This window comes from Nocardioides gansuensis (assembly GCF_003076135.1).
Classification (GTDB): Bacteria; Actinomycetota; Actinomycetes; order Propionibacteriales; family Nocardioidaceae; genus Nocardioides; species Nocardioides gansuensis.
On sequence record NZ_QDGZ01000003.1, the window covers coordinates 367,636 to 383,416 of the forward strand.

Sequence of the window (15,781 nt, forward strand, 5' to 3'; positions counted from 1 at the left end):
GTGGCCGTGACGCGTCCCTGTCCGGATGACGTCCCACTCGGTCAGTGGTGCGTCTCCCGGGACGGCTCCACGAGCTCGACCAGCACGCCACCCGCGTCCTTGGGGTGGACGAAGTTCACCCGGCTGCCCGACGTGCCGCGCCGCGGCGCGTCGTACAGCAGGCGCAGCCCGCGCTCGCGGAGGGTCGCCGCGACGGCCTCGACGTCGTCGACGCGGAAGGCGAGCTGCTGGATGCCGGGCCCGTTGCGGTCGAGGAACTTCGCGATCGTCGACTCGGGGGAGAGTGGCGCGAGGAGCTGGATGCACGAGTCAGCGCCCTGAGGGTCGCCGCCGACACTGATCATCGCCTCGCGCACGCCCTGCTCCTCGTTGGTCTCCTCGTGGAGCACCGTCATGCCGTAGGTGTCGCGGTAGAAGGCGATCGCCTCGTCGAGGTCGGGCACCGCGATGCCGACGTGGTCGATGGCCGTGAAGAGGTGGGAGACGGAGTCGAGAGTCATGGGCCCATCGTCGTACGAAGCGCCCGCTTCCTCGACCCCCTCACGCTGTGACCACCGCCTCACCCAGGGGGTCGCAGACGCCCTGCCGCGATCCGGGGGGCTGTGGGTATCGTCCACAGGAGAAGCCACTACACACTTCCTGGAGGCAACGCCCATGTCCGACTCCCGACCCACCTCGGTCATCGTTGCGGGGGCTCGCACCCCGATCGGCCGCCTCCTGGGTGGCCTCAAGGACCTCTCCGCCGCCGACCTCGGGGGCGTCGCCATCAAGGGCGCCCTGGAGAAGGCCGGCATCTCCGGCGACCAGGTCGAGTACGTGATCCTGGGCCAGGTCATCCAGGCCGGCGCGGGCCAGATCACCGCTCGCCAGGCGGCGGTCAAGGGCGGCATCCCGATGAACATCCCCTCGATCACCATCAACAAGGTCTGCCTCTCCGGCATGAACGCCATCGCGCTGGCCGACCAGCTGATCCGCGCCGGCGAGCACGACATCGTGGTGGCCGGTGGCATGGAGTCGATGACCCAGGCGCCGCACCTGCTCCCCAAGAGCCGTGAGGGCTTCAAGTACGGCAACACCGAGCTCGTCGACTCGATGGCCTACGACGCCCTCTACGACCAGTTCACCGAGCAGGCCATGATCAACCTCACCGAGGCCTGCAACGCCGCCGGCGCCAACCTCTCCCGCGAGGAGCAGGACGCCTTCGCCGCCCAGTCGCACCAGCGTGCGGCCGAGGCGTGGAAGAACGGCATCTTCGACGAGGAGGTCGTGCCGGTCACCATCGCCTCGCGCCGGGGCGACATCACCGTCAGCCAGGACGAGGGCGTGCGCAGCGACACCACGGTCGAGTCGCTCGCCGGGCTTCGCCCGGTGGCCAAGGAGGGCACCATCACCGCCGGCTCGGCTTCGCAGATCTCCGACGGCGCCTGCGCGGTCGTCGTGATGAGCAAGGCCAAGGCCGAGGAGCTGGGCCTGACCTGGCTCGCCGAGATCGGCGCCTCCGGCCAGGTGGCCGGGCCCGACTCGACGCTGCAGCTGCAGCCGGCACGCGCCATCGAGAAGGCCGTGGAGAAGGAGGGCATCGCCGTCTCCGACATCGACCTCTTCGAGCTCAACGAGGCCTTCGCGGCGGTCGGCATCGAGTCGGCCCGCCAGCTCGGCGTGAGCGTGGACAAGGTCAACGTCAACGGCGGCGCCATCGCGCTCGGCCACCCCGTGGGCATGTCCGGTGCGCGCATCGTGCTGCACCTGGCCCACGAGCTCAAGCGCCGTGGCGGCGGCACCGGCGTTGCCGCGCTGTGCGGTGGCGGCGGCCAGGGCGACGCCCTGATCATCCGCGTGCCGAAGGCCTGATGGATTCAACGGAGCCGACGGCTCATCCGATGATGGGGGACCGGCGCCGCACTGCGGCGTCGGTCCCCGATCTCGTCTCCCGGGCCCGCGAGGGCGACCCGCGGGCCGTCGCGCGGCTGATCTCGCTCGTCGAGGACGCTTCGCCGCTCCTCCGTGAGGTGATGGCCCAGCTCGCGCCGCACACCGGCCACGCCCAGATCGTCGGCATCACCGGCTCTCCCGGCGTCGGGAAGTCCACCTCGACCAACGCGCTCGTCGCCGAGCTCCGCCGGGCCGGCAAGCGGGTCGGCGTCCTGGCCGTCGACCCGTCCTCGCCGTTCTCCGGGGGCGCGCTGCTGGGTGACCGCATCCGGATGCAGGACCACGCGCTCGACCGCGACGTCTACATCCGCTCGATGGCCTCGCGCGGTCACCTGGGCGGGCTGGCCTGGTCGACCCCCCAGGCGCTGCGCGTGCTCGACGCCGCCGGCTGCGACGTGGTCCTCGTCGAGACCGTGGGCGTCGGACAGAGCGAGGTCGAGATCGCCTCCCTCGCCGACACCACGCTCGTGCTGCTGGCCCCCGGCATGGGGGACGGCATCCAGGCGGCCAAGGCCGGCATCCTCGAGATCGGCGACCTCTACGTCATCAACAAGGCCGACCGTGAGGGTGCCGACCAGGTGCGTCGTGACCTGCGCTCCATGCTGGCCCTGACCGAGCGCCGGGAAGGTGCCTGGAAGCCGCCGATCCTCAAGACGGTGGCCGCCCGGGGAGAGGGTCTCGACGAGGTCGTCGCCGGCATCGACCAGCACTTCGCCCACCTGCAGCACAGCGGCGAGCTCGTGCGGCGCCGTACCCGCCGTGCCCGCGGCGAGGTCGAGGCGATCGCGCTCACCGCGCTGCGCGAGCGCTGGGGCGACGTCGGCGGGCGCTCGGAGCTCGACGACCTGGCGGCGGCGGTGGCGACGGGGGAGACCGACCCCTACGCCGCGGCGGACGACCTGCTCGACCGACTGTGAGGCCTGGCCGGGTGCGCGGATGCGCCGCGCGCCTCCGCCACCCCCACCTCCGGGACTGGTAGCAATGGGGTCGACGTGTGCCCGCTGTTCGGACGGAGAACCACCCCATGGACGCCAAGAAGGTGCTGCTCGTCCTCGTCGTCGTGTTCGTCGGCTTCTGGATGTTCACCGACCCCAATGGCCTCGCCGACACGGCCAAGACCGGCGGGGTCATGGGCTGGGACCTGCTCTCGCAGCTCTTCGGTGCCGTCATCGACTTCGTCAGCGCGCTCTGACGTCAGGCCAGGGAGCGACCGCTGATGGGCCTCCTCGCGGCGCTGACCGACCCCCACATCCGTCGCCACCTGTTGCGCGACGAGGGTGAGGTCATCGTGGACGAGGTGCGCCACCACTGGATCGTGTTCGTGCTGCCGGTCCTGGAGGCGCTCGTCGCCGTGGCGCTGCTGCTCGTCGTGCCGTTCGCGCGGGTGGACACCGGCTGGCTGCCCCTCGTCGCGTCGTTCCTGATCGCCTGCCACGCGGGCTGGCGCGCGCTGCGCGAGCACATGGACCGCTTCGTGATCACCAACATGCGGGTCTTCCGCGTGAACGGGGTCTTCTCCCAGCAGCTCGCGACGATGCCGCTCTCCCGGATCCTCGACATCACCGTGAAGAAGCCGGTCCACGGGCGGCTTCTCGGCTACGGCCACTTCGTCTTCGAGTCCGCTGCGCAGGAGCAGGGACTGCGTGACATCAGGTTCGTCGGTCGTCCCGACGACCGCGACCTCGCGATCCAGCGGGTGGTGCAGCGCTCGGGCCTGCGTGGGCCGCGGGTGAGCTGAGTGGTCACGGCCGACGACGTACGACGCGTCGGCCTGGCCCTGCCCCGGGCCTACGAGCAGGAGGTGCGCGGCTGCTGGAAGCTGAAGGTCCGCCAGCTGGTCTTCGTGGCGTTCTCCCGGGACGAGGCCGCCATGGGCTTCGGGTTCCCGCGCGCCGAGCGCGACGGGCTGGTCGCCTCGGACCCCGAGACTTTCTTCCTGCCGCGCGAGTCCGACCTGCGCTACCAGTGGGTCTGCGCCCGGCTGGCCAGGCTCGACCACGACGAGATGCGGGAGCTCGTCACGGACGCGTGGCGGATGTGCGTGCCGAGGATGCTGCACGACCTCCCCGACCTGCCCGAGCCGGCAGCGGCAGCCTGGAGCGCGCTGGAGTCGGAGGACTGGGACACCCTCCGGCTGCTCCTGCACCCCCACGTCGTCTGGCGCGACGGAGCGCTGGCGTTGCGGGGGCGCAGCCAGGTGCTGGAGCACCTGCGCGGGGTGCCGACGCCCCGGCCACCCACGTCGGTGGTAGTGCGCGACGGGCGGATCCTCCGCTGGGACCGGGTCAGTCGTCGCTGAGCAGCGACTCCTCGCGGGTGGGGTCGGCGAGGTCGAGGCGGTGGGTGCGCACCGCGGCGAACGTCCACAGCTTGTTGAGCACGAAGCTCAACGGCGTCACGAGGACGATGACGATCAGCTGCGCCCAGTAGAGGCGGCTGCGGAAGCCGGTCGTGTCATCGAAGATGCTCGTCGGCAGGCTGATCACCGAGTGCGGGTGGAGCAGGAGCGTGAGCAGCCCCAGGCCGATCAGCTGGCCCATCATGCCGACGGCGAGGAAGGGCCAGTACTCCCTCCACCAGCCGGCGTGGGCGGCGCTCTTGAACGTCCAGGTGCGGTTGAGCTGGAAGTTGGACAGGTTGGCGATCAAGAAGGCGATCGTCGAGTAGACGTGGTACCACCGCAGGTTGAACTCGGTGAGCGGGATGCCGACGATCGCTTCCTCGAAGTGGGGGCCCAGCTTCCTGACCGCGATGAGCGTCGCCATGTTGACCAGCACTCCCGAGGTCCCCACCACGCCGAAGCGGGCCAGCTGCCCCACGTTGCGCCGCTGGCGTTCGGACATGCCGTCCCGGAGTGCGCTCACGGGACGCGACGTTACCGGGCCAGGTCCGCAGCTTCCTGACCCCTCCCTAGGATTGCCTCCATGACGCAGCAGCCGTTCTCGCGACCCGGTGCGATCGACCTGTCCGCCCTCAAGCGCACCGCCGCGCCGCCGCCGTCCGCGGCACCCGGCGGTGGCGGCGGGGGAGCAGCAGCGCCCGGCGGGTCGGCGTACTCCCTCCCCGTCGACGAGCAGGGCTTCCAGTCCGTGCTCGAGGCGTCGATGACCGCGCCCGTCGTCCTGGTCTTCCACTCGCCATCGCGCTCGCCCGAGAGCTCCCAGCTGGCCCAGGACGTCTCCACGGTGGCGGAGGAGTACGACGGGCGGTTCCTGGCCGCCACGGTCGACATCGACGCCAACCCGCAGATCGCTGCGGCGATGCAGATCCCGCAGGTGCCACTGATGCTGGTGCTGCTGGACGGGCGCCCGGTCACGCAGCCGATCCCCGGTGCTCCGCCGATCGAGGACATCCGCGCGCTGTTCAACCAGCTCGCCCAGCAGCTCACCGCGCAGGGCATCACCACCCGCCACCAGCCGCGCGGACCCGTGCCCACGCTCGGTGCCGAGGGTGAGGAGCCCGAGGTCGACCCCCGCTACGCCGCCGCGCAGGACGCGCTCGGTGAGGGGGACATCGACAAGGCAGTGGCCGAGTACCAGAAGCTCGTCGACACCAACCCGGCCGATGCAGAGGCCGTGGCCGGCCTGGCGATGGCGAAGGTGCTCCAGCGCACGCAGGGCGTGGACCTCAATGCCGCGCGCCAGGCCGCGGCGGACAACCCCGACGACGTCGACGCCCAGACGCTCGTGGCCGACCTAGACCTTCTCGGCGGCCACGTCGAGGACGCCTTCGGCCGGCTCATCCGGCTCGTCGCGCGCACGTCCGATGACGACCGGGCCAAGGCCCGCGACCACCTCCTCGGCCTCTTCGCGGCCGTGGGCAACGACGACCCGCGCGTCCTCGCGGGGCGGCGCGACCTGGCCTCCGCGCTGTTCTGACCCGATGAGCGCGACCGTGCGGATCGGCGACCTGGCGGTCGCCCGGCTCGGGTTCGGCGCGATGCGGCTGACCGGTCGCCTCCCCTTCGGCGAGGGTCCCGACCGCGACACGGCGATCGCCGTCGTACGCCGCGCGGTCGAGGCCGGCTGCCAGCTGCTCGACACCGCGGACGCCTACTCGCTGGGCCTCAACGAGGAGCTGCTCGCGGAGGCGCTGCACCCGTTTCCCGACGGCGTCGTGGTGGCCACGAAGGTCGGGCACTGCCGCCCGGGTGACGGCGCGTGGGTGCCGCTCGGGCGCCCCGAGTACCTGAAGCAACAGGCCCACCTGTGCCTGATGCGGCTGCGGCTGGACTCCCTGCCGCTGCTCCAGCTGCACCGGATCGACCCGCGCGTGCCGCTGGCCGACCAGGCCGGCGCGCTCAGGGAGCTCGTGGAGCAGGGGCTGGTGGAGCGGGTCGGGCTGTCGCAGGTCACCGTCGAGCAGCTCGAGGAGTTCCGGCAGGTCGTGCCGGTCGTCTCGGTGCAGAACCGCTACAACCTCTCCGACCGTGACGACGAGGAGCTGGTCGACCACTGCGAGCAGGAGGGCATCGCCTTCCTGCCGTGGCGACCGCTCTGGCTCTCCGAGGATGACGAGCCGCGTCTCCGCGCCGTCGCCACACGGCTGGGCGTGACTGCCGCACAGGTCTCGCTGGCGTGGCTGCTGCAGCGCTCCCCGGTGATGCTGCCGATCCCGGGCACGGCTTCGCCGGAGCACCTGGAGGAGAACCTCGCGGCCCGCGACCTCGTCCTCGACGAGGAGGCGCTGGCTCAGCTGCGTCCGGACTCGGTGTAGCCGCCGCCGGAGAGTGCGGCCTCCACGCGGCGGGCGGTGAAGTCGGCGGCCCGCTCGCGCACCTCCTCGAGCGTCAGGAAGGCGACGTCGCGGATCTCGCGCTCCTGCTTGACGACCCTGTCCAGGACGTCGGTCCCGTGCACGCCGCCGTCGAAGACCAGGCACACGGCGTCGTCCCAGCCGCCCCAGGGCGGCAGCCAGTCGGTCAGGAGCAGGCCGCCCACGTCCAGGGCGAGGCCGAGCTCCTCCTCGACCTCGCGGCCCACCGCGAGCCGCGGTGACTCCCCGACCTCCACGACCCCGCCGGGCAGGTCCCAGTCGGCCTTGTAGGTGAGGCGGCACATGAGCACCCGGCCCTCCGCATCGCGCACGAGCAGCTGGGAGATGGCGCGCTTGCGGGGCAGGAAGGAGTTGAGGAGCGCCCGGAAGCCGCCCGGCTCGTTGACCGGCGCGTCGGTGACCAGTCGGGCGTAGACGATGCGGTCGACCGGCGCGCCGTCGACGGTCACCCCGCGCATCACGCCCTCACGGTGCAGCCCCGCCCAGGTGGCAGTGCGCTGGGCTCCCTGGTCCTCGGGGTCGACGAGGGTCTCCACTCGGGCATGGTCCAGGAGGGCGGCGGCGACCTCGCGGCGTACCTCGTCGATCGTGTGACCGGGCACCCAGGCCAGGCGGGCGACGCCCTCGGCCACGGTCGTCACGGTGATCGGCTCGCTCACGACCGCAACCCTAACGGGGCGGCAGCACCTCGAAGCGCGCCATCATGCCGTGGTCCTCGTGGTCGAGCATGTGGCAGTGGATCATGAACGGGCCGGTGTAGTCCTCGAAGCGGGCTGCCACGTCGACGACCTCGCCGGGGTCGACGCGCCAGGTGTCCTCGAGTCCACGCTCCCAGGGTGGGGGGCGCTTGCCGTCGCGCCGCACGGTGCGCCACTGCTCCGCGTGGATGTGCACGTAGTGGGTCATGTCGCTGGTGTTGCGCAGCCGCCAGCGCTCGGTGCTGCCGAGGCGGACGCGGTGGTCCATCCGGGTGTCGACGAAGGTCTTGCCGTTGATGCCCCAGAAGCTCCCGGTGTCCGGGTTGCCGTGCAGGTCGAAGGTCCAGGTCTTCGACACCCTGCTCGGTGCGCGGACGGGCACGGGTCCCGGCAGGCTGGCGGGCAGGCGGGACCGGTCGTCGGCCTTCCGGAGCACCCGGAACTCCATCAGCGACGTCTCGCGCACGCCCGTCCCGGGCGTGCCGGGGGGCAGCGGCACCGACTCGAGCACCACGCGCTGGCCGACCTCGCCGTGGAAGTCGACGAGCACGTCGGCGCGCTGGGACGGGCCGAGCACGATGGTGTCGCGGACGACCGGCTCACGCAGCAGGCCGTTGCCGGTGCCGATCTGCACGAACGGCCGGCCGTCCGAGAGCGCGAAGTTGTAGGCGGTGAACGGCGAGGCGTTGAGCAGCCGCAGGCGGTACCGGGTCGCGGTGACGTCGAGGTACGGCGCATAGCGGCCGTTGACGAGCACGTGCGTGCCGACGGTGATGTCGTTGGGCGGCGCGTTGGGCCCGGTGAACATCATCTTCCCGCCGTGGTGGTGCATGGCGGGACCGTGGGCGAACGGGTTGGCCAGCTGGTTGTCGTCGGTGAAGGAGCGGTCGCCCACGAGCAACGGCACGTCTCGTACGCCGGTGGGCAGGCGCAGGTCCTTGCCGTCGGTCACCAGGAACATACCCTGGAGGCCGCGCCAGTTGTTGCGCGTGGTGTGGTCCATCCGGTGGTCGTGGTACCAGAAGAAGGAGCTCGGCTCCGGCTTCCCGCCGAACGTGAGTGGGTAGTCGTAGGTGCGCGCCTTGCCCCGCCGGACCAGGTGGGTCTGGGGCTGGCCGTCGTGCTCGGGAGCGTGGTGGTCGCCGTGGAGGTGCACCGACATCGCGCCGGCACGCCTGGGCAGGTCGTTGCGGAAGGTCACCCGGGTGTGCCGGCCGGCCCGCCGACGGATCGTGGGCCCGGGCCAGCTGCCGCCGTAGGTCCACATCCGGGTCGCGGGACCGTCCGGCAGGACCCGGACCGGCGCCTCGCGCATGCGCACGCGGAGCCGGGACCCGGACAGCACGCGAGGTACGACGAGTGGCTGGCGGAACTCCGGCCGCACCGGCTCCACGCCACCACCCCCGCCTTCGACCACGAGGGTGCCCCGCATGTGCGGGTGGAACGTGCAGAAGAAGTCGTAGCGGCCCGGCGCCAGCCCGGCAGCAGCCGGGATCGAGACCGTGGAGCCGGGAGGAGTGCGGACGTCGAACAACGGCTCACCCGACGCGTCGACGGCCACCGAGGTCACCGTGTGGTCGATCCCGTCGAGGTTGACGACGCTGAGCATCCCGCCGCCCGCCATCGTGACCTCGCGGGTCTGGAACCCCTTCTGGGCGGCGTCCGGGCCGATCACGATGGTGGCCGCACTGTGGGCGGACGCCGCCGCTGGGCCCAGCAGCGAGCCCGGGTCGGTGCCCGGCGGCGCCGTGGGCACGGCGTACACGGCGAGCGCCGCGGCGCACGCCAGAGCTGCAGCGAAGCGCCACGGTCTCCTCACCGCACCTTTGTCGCACGTCCAGGCCGTGGAGGGAATCCTCACAAGGGTCTATCTGCATGGTCCTCCGGGGGATGGACCCGCGGCCGGAGTGGTCCGGCCGGAGTGCACGGGAATCCCTCCAAATGAGGATGACCACGCTGCCACGGCGCGAGCACAGTGGGGAGTTGACCACACACACCTCCCTTGGAGCTCAGCCATGCCCATCAATGTCCACCTGCGCACGGCAGTCGTCGGCGCCTGCGCGGCCGCCCTGGTCGGCGCACCCACCCTGGTGTCGACCGCCACGGCTCAACAGGCCGCCCAGCAGGCCGCCCAGTCGGCGAGCAGCCAGTCGGCGCGCCAGTCGGTCACGATCGTCACCAAGGGCGACAGGATCACCGCCATCAGGGGCACGAACGGCCTGCGCGCCGGCCGCATCTCCCTCACAGTCGCCGGCAGGTCGGCGGGAACGGTCGAGGTGGTCCGGTTCGCCAAGCGCTACTCCTACAAGAAGTTCCTGGCGGACTTCGGTAGGGCCTTCGGGCCCCAGGGCAACATGAGGGCGCTCAAGCGGGCCATCAGGAAGACCAACTTCATCGGCGGGTTCCCCAGCGGCACCACCGGGACCGTCGTGCTGCCCCGGGCCGGGAAGTACACGACCTTCGTGTTCACGGATCGGCCGGGCAGGCCGGAGACGTTCAGGGCGGGGCGCGTGAAGCGCAGCCCCAGACCTGACGTCGACGCGAGGATCGTCGGGAAGCCCGGGGCGCGGTGGGGCGGCTCCAGGCACCTGCCCGCCAAGGGCACGTTCGAGCTCAAGAACACCGCGAAGGACGTCCCGCACTTCCTCGTCATGCAGCAGGTCGTCGAGGGCACCACCAAGGCGCAGGTGATGGAGGCTCTCATGAGCGGGGACCAGGGTCCGCCTCCGTGGGCGCTGCCGGCACACCTGGAGACGTCATCGCTCAGCCCCGGCAACTCGATGACGGTGAACTACAGGCTGCCCAGGGGCCAGTACGTCCTCCTGTGCTTCTTCCCCGACCCGAAGATGGACGGCATGCCGCACGCGCTCATGGGGATGATCAGGATGGTGCACGTGCGCTGAGCCGGCTTTGAGGCTCGCGCCTCAGCCAGGGACAGACCGGTGTGGCTGCGTCAGGATTCTTGGCGCAGCCACACGGTCGCGAGCGGTGGGACCACGATGTCGGCGTGGGCCGGCAGGCCGTGGTGGTCGCCCTCGACGGCCGTGACCACCCCGAAGTTGCCGACGCCCGATCCGGTGTACGCCGCGGCGTCGGTGTTGAGGATCTCCCGCCACGTGCCCGCGGCCGGGAGCGGCAGCCGGTATCCCTCGTGGGGCAGGGCCGCGAAGTTGGCCAGGCAGACGACGTCGGGAGAGCCGGGGGAGCGCCGGACGAACGCGAGGACGTTGCGGTTGGCATCGTTGGCGTCGAGCCACTGGAAGCCCTCGGGAGAGTTGTCCCGGCCCCAGAGCGCGCCGGAGTCGGCGTACGCGTGGTTCATGTCGCGGACCATGGCGTGGACGCCGCGGTGCTCGGGGTGGTCGAGCAGCCACCAGTCGAGCTCGCGCGACTCGGCCCACTCCGACTCCTGACCGATCTCGCAGCCCATGAAGAGCAGCTGCTTGCCGGGATGCGCCCACATGTAGGCGAGGTAGGCGCGGAGGTTGGCGAGCTGCTGCCAGCGGTCGCCGGGCATCTTGCGCAGCAGCGAGCCCTTGCCGTGGACGACCTCGTCGTGGCTGATGGGCAGCACGTAGTTCTCGGTGAAGGCGTAGACGAGCGAGAACGTCATCTGGCCGTGGTGGTGGCTGCGGTAGATGGGGTCCTTGGAGACGTAGGTGAGCGAGTCGTGCATCCAGCCCATGTTCCACTTGAAGCCGAATCCCAGGCCGCCCTCGCTCGTCGGGCCGGTGACGCCGGGCCAGGCGGTGGACTCCTCGGCGACCGTGATGACGCCGGGCACGCGCTTGTAGACGGTGGCGTTCATCTCCTGGAGGAACTGGACCGCCTCGAGGTTCTCGCGCCCGCCGTACTTGTTGGGCGTCCACTCGCCGTGCTCGCGGGCGTAGTCGAGGTAGAGCATCGACGCCACGCCGTCCACGCGGAGCCCGTCGGCGTGGAACTCCTCGAGCCAGTAGAGCGCGTTGGCGTAGAGGAAGTTGCGCACCTCGTGGCGGCCGAAGTTGAAGATGTGGGAGCCCCACTCCTTGTGCCAGCCGCGCTGGGGGTTGGGGTCCTCGTAGAGCGGTGTGCCGTCGAAGCGGGCCAGCGCCCACTCGTCGGTCGCGAAGTGGCCGGGCACCCAGTCGAGGATCACGCCGACGCCGGCCTGGTGCAGCCGGTCGATCAGCAGCTTGAGCCCGTCGGGCTCGCCGAAGCGGGCGTCCGTGGCGAAGTAGGAGGTGACGTGGTAGCCCCACGAGCCGCCGAACGGGTGCTGCATCACCGGCATCAGCTCGACATGCGTGAAGCCGAGGTCCTGCACGTAGGGCACGAGGGCATCGGCGAGCTCCTGCCAGGAGTAGAGCCGGCCGTCGAAGTGCTTGCGCCACGACGCCAGGTGCAGCTCGTAGACGGACATCGGCTCGTCGACGGGCTGCTTGCTGCGGCGGGCCTCCATCCACGCCTGGTCGCCCCACTCGTGGCTCGACTCCCACACGATCGACGCGGTGAGCGGAGCCTTCTCCGAGCGGAACGCCATCGGGTCGGCCTTCTCGTGCCACTCGCCGTCGGCGCCCAGCACGGCGAACTTGTAGTGCGTGCCGGCACCCACGTCGGGGACGAACAGCTCCCAGACACCCGAGACCCCGAGCTGTCGCATCGGGTGCTCGCGACCGTCCCAGCTGTTGAACTCGCCCTTGATTCGGACGCCTTGGGCGGACGGGGCCCACACGGCGAACGACGTGCCGGTCACGCCGCTCTCGAGGCGCTGCACGTGGGCGCCCAGGACGTCCCAGAGCTGCTCGTGCCGGCCCTCGTTGATGAGGTGCAGGTCCGTCTCGCCGACAGTGGGGAGGTAGCGGTATGGGTCGTCGTACGACGTGGGCGCGCCGCCGTCGTACGTCACCTCGACGCGGTAGTCCGGCACGGTCGCGACGTCCAGCTCGCCGGCCCAGATCCCGCCGTGCACGTGCTCCAGCGGGGTCACGGTCTCGCCGTGGCGGATGGCGACGCTGTCGGCCAGGTGGCGCAGCACGCGCACGGTGACCCCGCCGTCGTGGACGTGTGGTCCGAGGATCGCGTGCGGGTGGCCGTGACGGCCCTCGGTGAGGAGATCGAGCTCGGAGCTGTCTACGGACGTAGTCTCAACCATGCGGTATCGCCCTCCCTGTCCGGGGTGTGCCTACCCGTTTCACCCTAGTGGTCCCGCCTGACGCCGACCACTCAGAGCGCCGAGAGCCGCGCGATCCCGGCGAGCGGGATGGACACCCACGCCGGGCGGTTGCGCGCCTCGTAGACCGCCTCGTAGACGGCCTTGTCGGCGACGTACGCCGAGAGCAGGACGCGCTCGTCCGGCGTCAGCTCGCGACCGGCGTACGCCGCGAGGAAGGCCGTGGAGTTGCGGGCCGACCACTCGGCGGCCCGGTAGGCCTGCTGGAACTCCACGTCGCCGGTGTCGGTGGCGAACGCGGTCAGTGCCACCACCTGCGGTGCGTAGTCGAACGACCGCAGCATTCCGGCGACGTCGCGCCACGGCGAGTCGGGGAGCAGCCGGTCTGCCAGCGGCTTGGCCGGCTCGCCCTCGAAGTCGACGAGCTTCCAGCCCTTGACGGTGCGCAGGGTCTGGCCGAGGTGGAGGTCGCCGTGCACCTGCTGGACCTTCACCCCCTCGAGCGAGCCGAGCGCGTCGAAGGTCTCACGCAGCTTGTCGGCGAACTCGCCCAGGGCGGGGACCACCTCGAGCGCGTCGTCCAGCCGCTGCCGCATGGCGTCGGCGAGGCGCCCCATCTCCTCACGGTCCCGCACGGCCGTCGGGAAGTGGGCGGCCAGCACCTCATGGGTCTCAGCGAGGGCCACGCCGAGCCGCGCCGACTCGGCGGCGAAGTCGCCGCCGACCTCGTCGGCATGGAGGTCGGCCTCGGCGAAGAGGTTGCGGACGCTCGACAGCGCGAGCTCCCAGCCGTCGCTGGCGGTGCGGAGGAACTGCTGCAGCATGGCGAGCTGGATGACCGAGTCGGCCTCCTCGTCGACCACGTCGAGCCAGCCGTAGAGCGCGGCGACGTGGTCGGAGCCGGCTGTGGTGAGCACCTCGTGGATCGCGATGTCGGGGTTGACCCCGGGCGTGACCTTGCGGAACACCTTCATCAGCGAGTCCTCGCCGAAGGCGACCGAGGAGTTGGACTGCTCGCCGCTGAAGAGCGTGGAATGGGCGTCGAGGTCGAGCTCATGACCGGGCAGACGGTGGAACAGCAGCGGGCCCTCGGGTGCGCGCTCACCGGCGTCGGCGAAGGCGTGCAGCCATAGCTGCATCGCGTCGCGGTCGTGGAGGGCGTCGTAGACGAACGCGTTGCCGAACTCCTCGTCCTCCCACGAGCCGACGAGCGCGTGCGAGAGGCGCTCCTGCTGCTCGCCGTACCAGGACAGCGGCAGCTGGTAGAGCTCACTGTCGGCCCCGTAGGAGACCTCCGCGAGCTCGATCGTCACGTGCACCCCGTCGGGGCTGCCGGGCAGCTCACCGACACGGCGTACGGACGCGAGCGTGAAGTCGCGGCCCTTCCCGCCGAACCAGCGCGCGCCCTCGATGAAGTCGCGCAGCATCTCGGTCATGGCGTGGCCTCCTCCTGTCGGGGTGAGTCGATCAGCCGGAGCCAGTAGAACCCGTAGCTGCCGAGGGTGAGCAGGTAGGGGAGCTCGCCGATCGCGGGGAACGGCACGCCGCCGAGCAGCTCGATGGGCACCATGCCCTCCCAGTGGCGCAGGTCGAGCTCGACCGGCTGCGGGAAGCGGGAGAGGTTGTTGACGCAGAGGATCACGTCCCGCTGTCCGTCCGCCTCGTGCTCGCGGATGTAGGAGAGCACGCACGGGTTGGAGCCGCCGAGGTCGGTGAACGTGCCGAGGCCGAACGCCGGGTGGCGCCGGCGGGAGTGCACGAGCCGCCGGGTCCAGTGCAGCAGCGAGGAGGAGTTCTCCAGCTGCGCCTCGACGTTGACGGACTGGTAGCCGTAGACGGGGTCCTGGATGGCGGGCAGGTGGAGGCGGCCCGGTGTCGCGGCCGAGAAGCCCGCGTTGCGGTCCGGCGTCCACTGCATCGGGGTGCGCACGCCGTCGCGGTCACCCAGCCAGATGTTGTCGCCCATCCCGATCTCGTCGCCGTAGTAGAGGACGGGGGAGCCGGGCAGGGAGAGCAGCAGCGCGGTGAACAGCTCCATCTGGTTGACGTCGTTGTCCAGCAAGGGCGCCAGCCTGCGGCGGATGCCGATGTTGGCCTTCATGCGGGGGTCCTTGGCGTACTCGCCCCACATGTAGTCGCGATCCTCGTCGGTGACCATCTCCAGGGTCAGCTCGTCGTGGTTGCGCAGGAAGATGCCCCACTGGCAGCCCGACGGGATGGTCGGCGTCTGCTCGAGGATCTCCGAGATCGGGTAGCGGGACTCGCGCCGGACCGCCATGAAGATGCGGGGCATCACCGGGAAGTGGAAGGCCATGTGGCACTCGTCGCCGCCCACCGTGGGGTCGCCGAAGTACTCCACCACGTCTGCGGGCCACTGGTTGGCCTCGCACAGCAGCACGCGTCCGGGGTAGTTCTCGTCGACGAACCGGCGCACCTTCTTGAGGAACTCGTGGGTCTCCTTGAGGTTCTCGCCGTTGGTGCCGGGGCGCTCGTAGAGGTAGGGCACCGCGTCGAGCCGGAAGCCGTCCAGGCCCATGTCGAGCCAGAACGCCATGGCGTCCAGCATCGCGTCGTGGACCCTGGGGTTGTCGAAGTTGAGGTCCGGCTGGTGGTGGAAGAACCGGTGCCAGTAGTACTGCCCGCGGACCGGGTCCCACGTCCAGTTGGACGGCTCGGTGTCCACGAAGATGATCCGGGCCTCTTCGTAGAGCTCGTCGGTGTCGGACCAGACGTAGAAGTCGCCGTAGGGGCCGTCGGGATCCGATCGGCTGGCCTGGAACCACGGGTGTGCGTCGCTGGTGTGGTTCATGACGAAGTCGATGATCACGCGCATGTCGCGCTTGTGGCACTCGTCGAGGAAGTCGTGGAAGTCCTCCACGGTGCCGCACTCGGGGAGGATGCCGTTGTAGTCGGCCACGTCGTAGCCGCCGTCGCGCAGCGGCGACATGAAGAACGGCGGCACCCACAGGCAGTCGACGCCGAGCCAGTGGAGGTAGTCGAGCTTCTCGATCAGGCCCTTGAAGTCGCCGGTGCCGTCGCCGTTGCTGTCGCGGAAGGAGCGCACCAGCACCTCGTAGAACACCGCGGTCTTGAACCATTCCGGGTGCTCGGCGGTGGTGCTGGTGTCCTCGAACTCCTCGGGGTCGTGCTCGTGGAGAACGGGCTCGGTCACGACTGCAGCCTCCTGACGGTGATGATGTGCGCGGGCTCGTGGCCGGGGTCG

The 15,781-nt window shown here is 70.7% G+C and carries 14 protein-coding genes and 1 pseudogene; 8 read left to right on the forward strand and 7 right to left on the reverse strand.

The annotated features are described in order from the left end of the window. Window positions 1-41 precede the first annotated feature (41 nt). Window positions 42-500 carry a methylmalonyl-CoA epimerase gene (mce, locus tag DDE18_RS08755; protein WP_116571851.1) on the reverse strand — a complete coding sequence of 153 codons (459 nt, stop codon included), beginning with the start codon at window positions 498-500 and terminating at the stop codon, window positions 42-44. Window positions 501-654: 154 nt separating this feature from the next. Between mce and DDE18_RS08760 the strand changes: the two genes are divergently transcribed. From DDE18_RS08760 to DDE18_RS08775, 5 genes are all read left to right on the forward strand, one after another. Continuing rightward, window positions 655-1,851 carry an acetyl-CoA C-acetyltransferase gene (locus DDE18_RS08760; protein ID WP_116571852.1) on the forward strand — a complete coding sequence of 399 codons (1,197 nt, stop codon included), beginning with the start codon at window positions 655-657 and terminating at the stop codon, window positions 1,849-1,851. 29 nt (window positions 1,852-1,880) lie between these two features. Further along, complete coding sequence (gene meaB / locus DDE18_RS08765) at window positions 1,881-2,849, forward strand: methylmalonyl Co-A mutase-associated GTPase MeaB (protein WP_425437551.1); 969 nt, start codon at window positions 1,881-1,883, stop codon at window positions 2,847-2,849. Window positions 2,850-2,956: 107 nt separating this feature from the next. Further along, window positions 2,957-3,124, forward strand: coding sequence for a hypothetical protein (locus DDE18_RS22925; protein ID WP_165821091.1), 168 nt, complete (start codon window positions 2,957-2,959; stop codon window positions 3,122-3,124). A 24-nt stretch (window positions 3,125-3,148) separates the two neighbouring features. Next, window positions 3,149-3,670, forward strand: a complete 522-nt coding sequence (locus DDE18_RS08770) for a PH domain-containing protein (RefSeq protein ID WP_116571853.1) — start codon at window positions 3,149-3,151, stop codon at window positions 3,668-3,670. Next, complete coding sequence (locus DDE18_RS08775; RefSeq protein ID WP_116571854.1) at window positions 3,671-4,231, forward strand: MmcQ/YjbR family DNA-binding protein; 561 nt, start codon at window positions 3,671-3,673, stop codon at window positions 4,229-4,231. It begins immediately after the preceding gene. Here DDE18_RS08775 and DDE18_RS08780 read toward each other — a convergent pair. After that, window positions 4,218-4,796, reverse strand: coding sequence for a GtrA family protein (locus DDE18_RS08780; RefSeq protein ID WP_245916529.1), 579 nt, complete (start codon window positions 4,794-4,796; stop codon window positions 4,218-4,220). The genes DDE18_RS08775 and DDE18_RS08780 overlap by 14 nt on opposite strands. 60 nt (window positions 4,797-4,856) lie before the next feature. On the opposite strand from DDE18_RS08780, the gene DDE18_RS08785 reads away from it, so the two are divergent. Together DDE18_RS08785 and DDE18_RS08790 are read left to right on the forward strand one after the other, a co-directional pair. Further along, window positions 4,857-5,810, forward strand: coding sequence for a co-chaperone YbbN (locus DDE18_RS08785; protein ID WP_116571855.1), 954 nt, complete (start codon window positions 4,857-4,859; stop codon window positions 5,808-5,810). Window positions 5,811-5,814: 4 nt separating this feature from the next. Then, a complete protein-coding gene (locus tag DDE18_RS08790; RefSeq protein WP_116571856.1) occupies window positions 5,815-6,648 on the forward strand; it encodes an aldo/keto reductase in 834 nt (277 codons plus the stop codon). On the opposite strand, the gene DDE18_RS08795 is transcribed toward DDE18_RS08790, so the two are convergent. Then, entirely contained in the window at window positions 6,624-7,367 is a 744-nt protein-coding gene (locus DDE18_RS08795) for an NUDIX hydrolase (protein ID WP_116571857.1), read from the reverse strand. The two genes, DDE18_RS08790 and DDE18_RS08795, sit on opposite strands and share 25 nt — an antisense overlap. Window positions 7,368-7,377: 10 nt before the next feature. Then, the gene (locus DDE18_RS08800; protein WP_116571858.1) at window positions 7,378-9,225 is read right to left on the reverse strand and encodes a multicopper oxidase domain-containing protein; all 1,848 of its coding nucleotides are present in this window, start codon (window positions 9,223-9,225) and stop codon (window positions 7,378-7,380) included. Window positions 9,226-9,421: 196 nt separating this feature from the next. Here DDE18_RS08800 and DDE18_RS08805 point away from each other — a divergent pair, with 196 nt between their 5' ends. Continuing rightward, window positions 9,422-10,309, forward strand: coding sequence for a hypothetical protein (locus tag DDE18_RS08805; RefSeq protein ID WP_116571859.1), 888 nt, complete (start codon window positions 9,422-9,424; stop codon window positions 10,307-10,309). Window positions 10,310-10,359: 50 nt separating this feature from the next. On the opposite strand, the gene glgB is transcribed toward DDE18_RS08805, so the two are convergent. From glgB to treS, 3 genes and pseudogenes are all read right to left on the reverse strand, one after another. Beyond that, a complete protein-coding gene (gene glgB, locus DDE18_RS08810; protein WP_116571860.1) occupies window positions 10,360-12,540 on the reverse strand; it encodes a 1,4-alpha-glucan branching protein GlgB in 2,181 nt (726 codons plus the stop codon). Window positions 12,541-12,611: 71 nt separating this feature from the next. Further along, the gene (locus DDE18_RS08815; protein ID WP_116571861.1) at window positions 12,612-13,994 is read right to left on the reverse strand and encodes a maltokinase N-terminal cap-like domain-containing protein; all 1,383 of its coding nucleotides are present in this window, start codon (window positions 13,992-13,994) and stop codon (window positions 12,612-12,614) included. After that, window positions 13,991-15,779 (reverse strand): annotated as a pseudogene (treS, locus tag DDE18_RS08820) (maltose alpha-D-glucosyltransferase); the annotation flags it as partial. The pseudogene treS and the gene DDE18_RS08815, both read right to left, overlap by 4 nt. Between the last annotated feature and the right edge of the window lie 2 nt (window positions 15,780-15,781).

Bases quoted from the DNA above. Each gene is read 5' to 3' on its own strand.
- glgB (WP_116571860.1), bottom strand. From the start codon at position 12,540: ATGGTTGAGACTACGTCCGTAGACAGCTCCGAGCTCGATCTCCTCACC.
- DDE18_RS08790 (WP_116571856.1), top strand. From the start codon at position 5,815: ATGAGCGCGACCGTGCGGATCGGCGACCTGGCGGTCGCCCGGCTCGGG.
- DDE18_RS22925 (WP_165821091.1), top strand. From the start codon at position 2,957: ATGGACGCCAAGAAGGTGCTGCTCGTCCTCGTCGTCGTGTTCGTCGGC.
- DDE18_RS08785 (WP_116571855.1), top strand. From the start codon at position 4,857: ATGACGCAGCAGCCGTTCTCGCGACCCGGTGCGATCGACCTGTCCGCC.
- DDE18_RS08760 (WP_116571852.1), top strand. From the start codon at position 655: ATGTCCGACTCCCGACCCACCTCGGTCATCGTTGCGGGGGCTCGCACC.
- mce (WP_116571851.1), bottom strand. From the start codon at position 500: ATGACTCTCGACTCCGTCTCCCACCTCTTCACGGCCATCGACCACGTC.
- DDE18_RS08770 (WP_116571853.1), top strand. From the start codon at position 3,149: ATGGGCCTCCTCGCGGCGCTGACCGACCCCCACATCCGTCGCCACCTG.
- DDE18_RS08805 (WP_116571859.1), top strand. From the start codon at position 9,422: ATGCCCATCAATGTCCACCTGCGCACGGCAGTCGTCGGCGCCTGCGCG.
- DDE18_RS08815 (WP_116571861.1), bottom strand. From the start codon at position 13,994: ATGACCGAGATGCTGCGCGACTTCATCGAGGGCGCGCGCTGGTTCGGC.
- meaB (WP_425437551.1), top strand. From the start codon at position 1,881: ATGATGGGGGACCGGCGCCGCACTGCGGCGTCGGTCCCCGATCTCGTC.